A 7321-nucleotide genomic window follows, 5' to 3' on the forward strand; every position below is an offset into this window, starting at 1 on the left:
CCAATGGCGATCGAAACTCTCTTCATTGCAAACCGGGGCGAGATCGCCGTGCGGATCATCCGCGCCGCGCAATCGCTCGGCATCAAGACGGTGCAGGCCTATTCCGAGGCCGATGCCGAGATGCTGGCGGTCCGGCTCGCCGATGAGGCGGTCTGCGTCGGGCCTGCCCCGGCTGCGAAATCCTACCTGAACATCTCTGCCGTCGTGGCGGCCGCGAAAGACGCGGGCGCCAATGCGGTCCATCCGGGCTACGGGTTTCTGGCCGAGAACGCCGATTTCGCCCGCGCCGTGGAAGACGCCGGGATGATCTTCGTCGGCCCCAAACCCGAGACGATCGAGCGGATGGGCGACAAGGTCGCCGCCCGGATCGCCGCGAAAGAGGCGGGCGTGCCGACGGTGCCCGGCTCTGACGGGCGCATCTCGGCGGACGAGGCGCTGAGCGTGGCGGACGAGATCGGCTACCCGGTGATGATCAAGGCCGCCGCCGGTGGCGGTGGGCGCGGCATCCGGATCGCTCAGGACGCGGCCGAGCTGGCCCGTCTCGCCCCGCAGGCCCGCGCCGAGGCCGAAGCGGCCTTCGGCGACGGTGGTCTCTATCTGGAAAAGGTGATCGTCAATCCGCGCCATATCGAGGTGCAGATCCTCGGTGACGGCACGGGGGCTGCGGTCCATTGCTACGAGCGCGAATGCTCGCTGCAGCGCCGCCGCCAGAAGGTCTGGGAAGAAGCCCCGGCCTTTGGCCTGCCGGACGCCACCCGCGAGGCGATGTGCAACGCGGCGGTCGCGCTGGCCGAAGCCGTGAACTACCGCGGCGCGGGCACGATCGAATATCTCTATGATGCGGCCGCCGATGAGTTCTACTTCATCGAGATGAACACCCGCATTCAGGTCGAACATCCCGTGACCGAGATGATCACCGGGCTCGATCTGGTCGCGATAATGCTGCGCATCGCGGGCGGCGAGACGCTGCCCGTCACGCAAGATCAGATCACCTGCACGGGCCATGCGATTGAGGTGCGGCTCAATGCCGAGGACCCGCTGATGCAGTTCCTGCCCTTCCCCGGCAAGGTGGCCTCGCTGTCGATCCCCGAAGGCGAAGGTCTGCGCTTCGATCACTTTCTCTATGAGGGCTATCAGATCCCGCCCTTCTATGACTCGCTTCTGGGCAAGATGATCGTTCATGCGCCGACCCGCGAGGCCGCGATCGACCTGATGGCCGAGACGCTGAAAGACCTGGAAATCGGCGGTCTGAAGACCACCACGCCCCTGCATCTGGCGCTCGCCGCCGATCCGGGCGTGCGCGCCGGCGACTTCCATACGCAATGGCTCGAGCCCTGGCTCGATGCCGGCAACCTCACCGCAACCGACGCAGCATAGGAGATCCCCATGAAGACAAGGTATTCCTTTGGCGGCGACGAGCACGTCTATGTCGAGGTCGACGAGGAGATGTCGCTCGAAGCCTTCTTCGTAGCACTGTCGCTGCGCAACGCCGTGGCCGAGGCGAACATTCCCGGCGTGACCGAGATCTGCCCCGCCAATGCCAGCTTTGAAGTGCGCTTCAACCCCGACGTGATCTCGCCCGACGAGATGATGGCGCGGATCAAGGAGCTCGAGCACAAGGCCGAGGCCGGCGAGAAGCGCCTCGACACGAGGATCGTCGAAGTCCCGGTCTATTTCCAAGATCCCTGGACCCACGAGACCCTGATGCGGTTCCGCGAACGCCATCAGGACCCGGAGGCGACCGATCTCGAATATGCCGCACGGATCAACGGCTATGACAGCGTGGAGGCCTTCATCGAGGCCTATCACTCGCAGCCGTGGTTCGTCTCGATGGTGGGTTTCGTGGCGGGTTTGCCCTTCCTTTACCAACTCGTCGAGCGCGAGAAGCAGATCGAGGTGCCGAAATACCTGCGCCCCCGGACCGATACGCCCAAGCACACGGTCGGTATCGGCGGCTGCTTCGGCTGCATCTACTCGGTGCGCGGCGCGGGCGGCTACCAGATGTTCGGCATCACCCCGATGACGATCTTCGATCCGACCCAGACCGTCTCCTATCTGCAAGACTTCATGGTCTTCTTCAAACCCGGCGACATCGTGAAGTGGAAACCGATCGACCGCGCCGAGTTCGACCGGATCGAGGCCGCCGTGAAAGACGGCACCTATACCCCCCGCATTGCCGAAGTGACCTTCGATCTCGAAGCGTTCAACGCCGATATGGCGGGCACCAATGCGAAACTGATGGAGGCCCTCAATGGCGTTTAAGGTTGTCAAACCCGGCCTGTCGACGACGATCCAGGATCTTGGTCGTCCGGGCTATTTCCATCTCGGCATTCCCGAAGGCGGCGCTATGGATCGCTTCGCGATGCGGGTCGCCAACATGCTGGTCGGCAATGACGAGGCCGAGGCCGGTCTGGAAGCCGTCTTCATGGGCCCGGAACTGACGTTCGAGGATGACACGCTCGTGGCCGTCACCGGGGGCGAGATGCCGATCATGGTCGATGGCGAGCCGCGCGAAAGCTGGTCCTCCTTCGTCGTGAAGGCGGGCCAGACGCTGAGCTTCGGCTTCCTGAAATCCGGCGCGCGCATCTACATCGCTTTCGGCGGCGGGATCGACACGCCGAGCGCGCTCGGCTCGCGCTCGACCTATCCGATCGGCGCACTTGGCGGGGTCGAGGGCCGCGCCATTGCGGCGGATGACGTGATCCCGGTCGGCAAGTCCAAGGACATGACCGAGCGCACGCTCGACAAGGCGCTGCTCGCCCCGGTCGAGACGCCGGTCAGCCTGCGGGTTCTCCCGGGCCTCTACTGGCACCGGCTGACCCCGGCCTCGCAGGCGCAGTTCTTCGCCGATGAATGGACCGTCGCCCCCGAGGCGGACCGGATGGGCTATCGCTTCCGCGGTGGCGCGCCGATGGAATTCGTCGAGCGTGAACAGCCCTTCGGCGCGGGCTCCGACCCGTCGAACATCGTCGATGGCTGCTATTCCTACGGCTCGATCCAGGTGCCGGGCGGACAGGAGCCCATCGTGCTCCATCGCGACGCGGTCTCGGGCGGGGGGTATTTCACCCTCGGCGCGGTGATCTCGGCCGATATGGACCTGATCGGGCAGCTGCAACCCAACACCAAGGTGCGCTTCGTCGAAGTGACCATGGAACAGGCACTGGCCGCGCGCACCGCACGCCGCGAACGGCTCGACAAGATCCGCGCCGCGCTCGGGTAAATCCCGGGCGCCCCGCGCCGACGTTATTCCACAAGCGGGGACAACCCGCGATCAAACCAAGCAACAGAGAGGTCTCTGAACAATGAAACATGTCCTGACATCCGTCGCGCTTCTGGGCGCTACGTGTGCCGCGCTCCCGGCCATGGCCGAGGATGCGTGGTTCCCCTACCCCGCCGAAGAGGTCGTCCCGGCCTTCTCCGCCGATGGCACCGCACAGCCCATCGAATATGAGGCGCTGGCCAAGGCCGACAAGGATTACAAGATCTGCGTCTCCTTCCCGCATATGAAAGACGCCTACTGGCTGGGTGTCGATTACGGCGTGACCGAAGAAGCCAAGCGTGAAGGCGTCAGCCTGAACGTGGTCGAGGCCGGTGGCTACACCAACCTCGCCAAGCAGATCAGCCAGATCGAGGACTGTGCCGCCGGTGGCGCGCAGGCGGTCATCATCGGGGCGATCTCCTATGACGGCCTGAACTCGGTCGTGAAGGAACTGGCCGACAAGGACATCCCGGTCATCGACCTCGTCAACGGCATGTCCTCGCCCGACCTCGCGGCCAAGTCGCTCGTCTCCTTCGAGACGATGGGCAAAGAAATCGGCTCCTACCTCGCGCAGAAGCACCCCGAGGGCAGCGACGAAGTGACCGTCGGCTGGTTCCCGGGTCCAGCAGGCGCCGGTTGGGTCGAAGCCGCGAACAAGGGCTTCATGGAAGCCGTGAAAGGCTCGGCCGTGAAAGTGCTCGAGCCGCGCTATGGCGATACCGGCAAGGAAGCCCAGCTCAAGCTCGTCGAAGATGTGCTGCAGGCGAACCCGGAAGTGAGCTACATCGCGGGCACGGCGGTGACCGCGGAAGTGGCACAGGGCCTGCTGCGCGAGCGCGGCCTGACAGACAAGGTCGGCAACCTCGCCTTCTACCTGACGCCCGGTGTCTATAGCGGCATCCAGCGCGGCTTCATCGAGGCGGCCCCGGCGGACTCGATGGTCATCCAGGGTCGGATCGCAGTCGATCAGGCGGTGCGGATCCTCGAAGGCAAGGACTACGTCAAACATGTCGGTCCGAAGATCTTCGTCATCACCAAGGACAATATCGAAGACACGCCGCGTTCCGCGGTGCTGCCCCCGGACGGCTTCCAGCCGGTCTTCTCGGTGAACTGACGACGCGCGGCGCCGGCCCTCCCCCTTCCGCCGGCGCCGCCAATTCCTGCCCTGGGAGACAGCAAATGACGAGCAAACCGCTTCTACAGGCGCATGGGCTGAGCAAAGCCTATCCGGGCGTCCTCGCCCTCGATGCCGTCGATTTCGACCTCTATGCGGGTGAGCTGCATGTGCTGTTCGGTGAGAACGGCGCGGGGAAATCGACGATGATCTCGCTGCTGGCGGGCGCCAATACCCCGACCTCCGGCACGATCGAGATGCGCGGCGAGCCGGTCGAGTTCGCCTCGGTGGCCGATGCGCAGGCCAAAGGCATCCATACCGTTTTTCAAGAATTCTCGCTGATCCCGACGATGAGCGTGGCGCAGAACATGTTTCTGGGCCACGAGCCGGGTGTCGGCCCCTTCCTGTCGCCGCGCGCGATGCGCCAGCGGGCGAAGCAGATCCTGACCGATCTGAACTTCGACATCGACCCGGACCTGACCGTGGCGCGCCTGTCGCGGGCGCAACAGCAGATGGTCGAGATCGCCAAGGCGATGCAGGGCGATCTGTCGGTCCTGATCCTCGACGAGCCCACCGCCTCGCTGACCGATCGCGAGGTCGATCAGCTGTTCGAGGTGATCGGGCGGCTCAAATCCGAAGGTGTGGGGATCATCTATATCTCGCACCGCGTGCATGAATTCGAGCGCATCGCCGAACGTGTGACCGTGCTGCGCGACGGCGCGCATATCGGCACCGCGCCGATGGCCGAGATGACCGAGCAGTCGCTCGTGGACATGATGGCCGGGCGCGAGATCCGCGACATCTACCCGACGATCACCCATACGCCCGGCGAAGTCGTCCTCGACGTGCAAAACCTCAGCGCTCCCGGTATCGATCATGCCTCCTTCGAGGTGCGCCGGGGCGAGGTGCTGGGCGTCGCGGGCCTCGTGGGCTCGGGCAAGTCGCGACTGTTCCGCTCGGTGATGGGGCTCAACGCGACCCATGCCGGGCAGGTCCGCTTCAAGGGCCGGGACGTCACCGGCGCACAGACCCGCAAGCTGGTGAAGGCGGGCGCGTGGTATCTCTCGCCCGACCGCAAGCATGAGGGCCTGATCCTCGCCGAGACGCCCCGCGGCAATCTGGTGATGGATTTGATGGCCGAGGGCGGCCCGCTGCTGCGCTCGCGTCAACTGAGTACCCGCGCGGCGGAAATCTTCGGCCATGTCGAACTGCATGAGAGCTACCGCAGCCGCGTCGTCGGCAAGCTCTCGGGCGGCAATCAGCAGAAGGTGCTGTTCGGCAAGGCTTTCGGGCATGAGGCCGATCTCTACATCTTCGACGAGCCGACCGTGGGCGTCGACATGGGCACCCGCGCGGCGCTCTACCGGCTGATCGCGGAGCTGGCCGAGGCGGGGAAAGCCGTGGTGGTGATCTCGTCGGATCTGCCAGAGGTGATGAACCTCGCCCACCGCGCCATTGTGCTCGCCAATGGCAAGATCACCGCCGAGCTGCCGCGCGAGGATCTGCGCGAGGACATCGTCCTGCGCTATTTCTTCGACCAGCCCGGCGCCACCCAACAGACACAAAAAGACACAGAAGGAAGCCCCGCATGATGCAGGCCAATTCCAAGCCTTCGCTGGCGGCGCTGCCGCTGCGTATCTTCATCAAGCTCGGCGTGCTGCCGTTCTTCCTCATCGCGGCCGTCGTGATCTTCACCCTCGCCGCGCCGAACTTCCTGTCGCCGCAGAACCTGATCAACGTGGCACGGCAATCTGTCTATCTGGTGCTGGTTTCGCTGGGCCAGATGCTGGTGCTGATCTCGGGGGGCTTCGACCTCTCTGTGGGCACGGTGATCGCGCTCAGCTCCGTCGTCTCGGCGCTGGCGATGACATGGGCTGCGCAGATCTTCCCCGATGCGATCTGGCTCGTGATCCTGATCGGGGCCTTCGCAGGCTTCGCGGTCGCGCTGATCGTGGGCGCGGTGAACGGGATCGGCGTCGCGCTGTTCGACGTCTCGCCCTTCATCATGACGCTGGGTGTCTCGTCTGTCGGCACCGGGCTTGCGCTGTTCCTGACCGGGGGCGTGCCGGTTTCGGGCCTGCCCTTCGCCTTCGGTGACACGTTCGGCTTCGGTAGGGTGTTCGGGGTGCCCGTGCCCGTGGTGATCGCCGTGATCGCCATCATCGTGATGTGGGTGCTGATGGCCCGCACCCGCGTCGGCGCCCGGATCTATGCCGTCGGCGGCAACATCAAGGCGGCCCATCTGTCGGCGATCAACACCCGCGGCACGCTGATCCTCGTCTATGGGCTTTGCGCGGTGATCGCCGCCCTGACCGGCCTGCTGCTGACCGCGCGCGTCGAGAGCGGCGATGCGAACCTCGGCGGCACCATCGCAATGGAGAGCATCGCGGCCTGCGTCATCGCCGGGGTCTCGCTGCGCGGCGGGATCGGCCGGGTTGAGAACGTGGTGCTGGGCGCCTTCTTCATCATCCTGATGCAAAACGGGATGAACCTCGCGCAGGTCAGCTCCTACATGCAGATGGTGCTCATCGGTCTGTTGCTCATCTGCGCCGTGATCTTCGACCAGCTACGTTACCGGATGATCGTGAAGGGCTAAGAGGCCAACCTGGCCGGGTGCGCGCGTCTTGCGCCACCCGGCTTTTGTCTTTTCGTTCGGTCGAAGCGAGATGGAACGAAGCCGACATTCGTTGCGCAACCCCGAACCGCTTCATCAGTTCGCGCATCGTCGGCAAGCGGTCCCCCGGCCTTCCCGCCTCGAGATAGGCGCGCAGCCATGTAGCCAATTCGTCTTCGCCCGAAGACTTCTTCATTCCGCGATCACCAGATCCTGCGTCAACGGGCGTTCTCCTGAACCACTTTCGTCCGAGAGCCATGTATGAGGGCTGGGCGCAGGTTTCGTCAACGCGATGCGGGAAGCGGGTAGTTGGTGAGGACCACACGTCTACCAG

6 protein-coding genes are annotated in these 7321 nt (G+C 64.8%); all 6 read left to right on the plus strand.

The features are described from left to right. Window positions 1-3: 3 nt before the first annotated feature. The 6 genes from F8R15_RS02725 to F8R15_RS02750 all read left to right on the plus strand — a co-directional run bounded on the left by F8R15_RS02725 (window position 4) and on the right by F8R15_RS02750 (window position 6969). Window positions 4-1377 carry an acetyl-CoA carboxylase biotin carboxylase subunit gene (locus F8R15_RS02725; protein ID WP_152843359.1) on the plus strand — a complete coding sequence of 458 codons (1374 nt, stop codon included), beginning with the start codon at window positions 4-6 and terminating at the stop codon, window positions 1375-1377. Between the two features lie 9 nt (window positions 1378-1386). After that, complete coding sequence (locus tag F8R15_RS02730; protein WP_078540024.1) at window positions 1387-2262, plus strand: allophanate hydrolase subunit 1; 876 nt, start codon at window positions 1387-1389, stop codon at window positions 2260-2262. Further along, window positions 2252-3220 carry a biotin-dependent carboxyltransferase family protein gene (locus F8R15_RS02735; protein WP_078540025.1) on the plus strand — a complete coding sequence of 323 codons (969 nt, stop codon included), beginning with the start codon at window positions 2252-2254 and terminating at the stop codon, window positions 3218-3220. Before F8R15_RS02730 ends, F8R15_RS02735 begins: the two co-directional genes overlap by 11 nt. An 82-nt stretch (window positions 3221-3302) precedes the next feature. Further along, window positions 3303-4373 (plus strand): TMAO reductase system periplasmic protein TorT, encoded by a 1071-nt coding sequence (torT, locus tag F8R15_RS02740; protein ID WP_078545607.1) that lies wholly within the window; start codon window positions 3303-3305, stop codon window positions 4371-4373. Window positions 4374-4438: 65 nt separating this feature from the next. Continuing rightward, window positions 4439-5965, plus strand: a complete 1527-nt coding sequence (locus F8R15_RS02745) for a sugar ABC transporter ATP-binding protein (RefSeq protein WP_152843361.1) — start codon at window positions 4439-4441, stop codon at window positions 5963-5965. Beyond that, window positions 5962-6969: an ABC transporter permease gene (locus F8R15_RS02750; protein ID WP_232621712.1), complete on the plus strand. Its 1008-nt coding sequence runs from the start codon at window positions 5962-5964 to the stop codon at window positions 6967-6969. The genes F8R15_RS02745 and F8R15_RS02750 overlap by 4 nt, the downstream gene beginning before the upstream one ends. Window positions 6970-7321 lie beyond the last annotated feature (352 nt).

The organism is Thioclava sp. JE_KL1 (genome assembly GCF_009296265.1).
In the GTDB taxonomy this organism is placed as follows: Bacteria; Pseudomonadota; Alphaproteobacteria; order Rhodobacterales; family Rhodobacteraceae; genus Thioclava.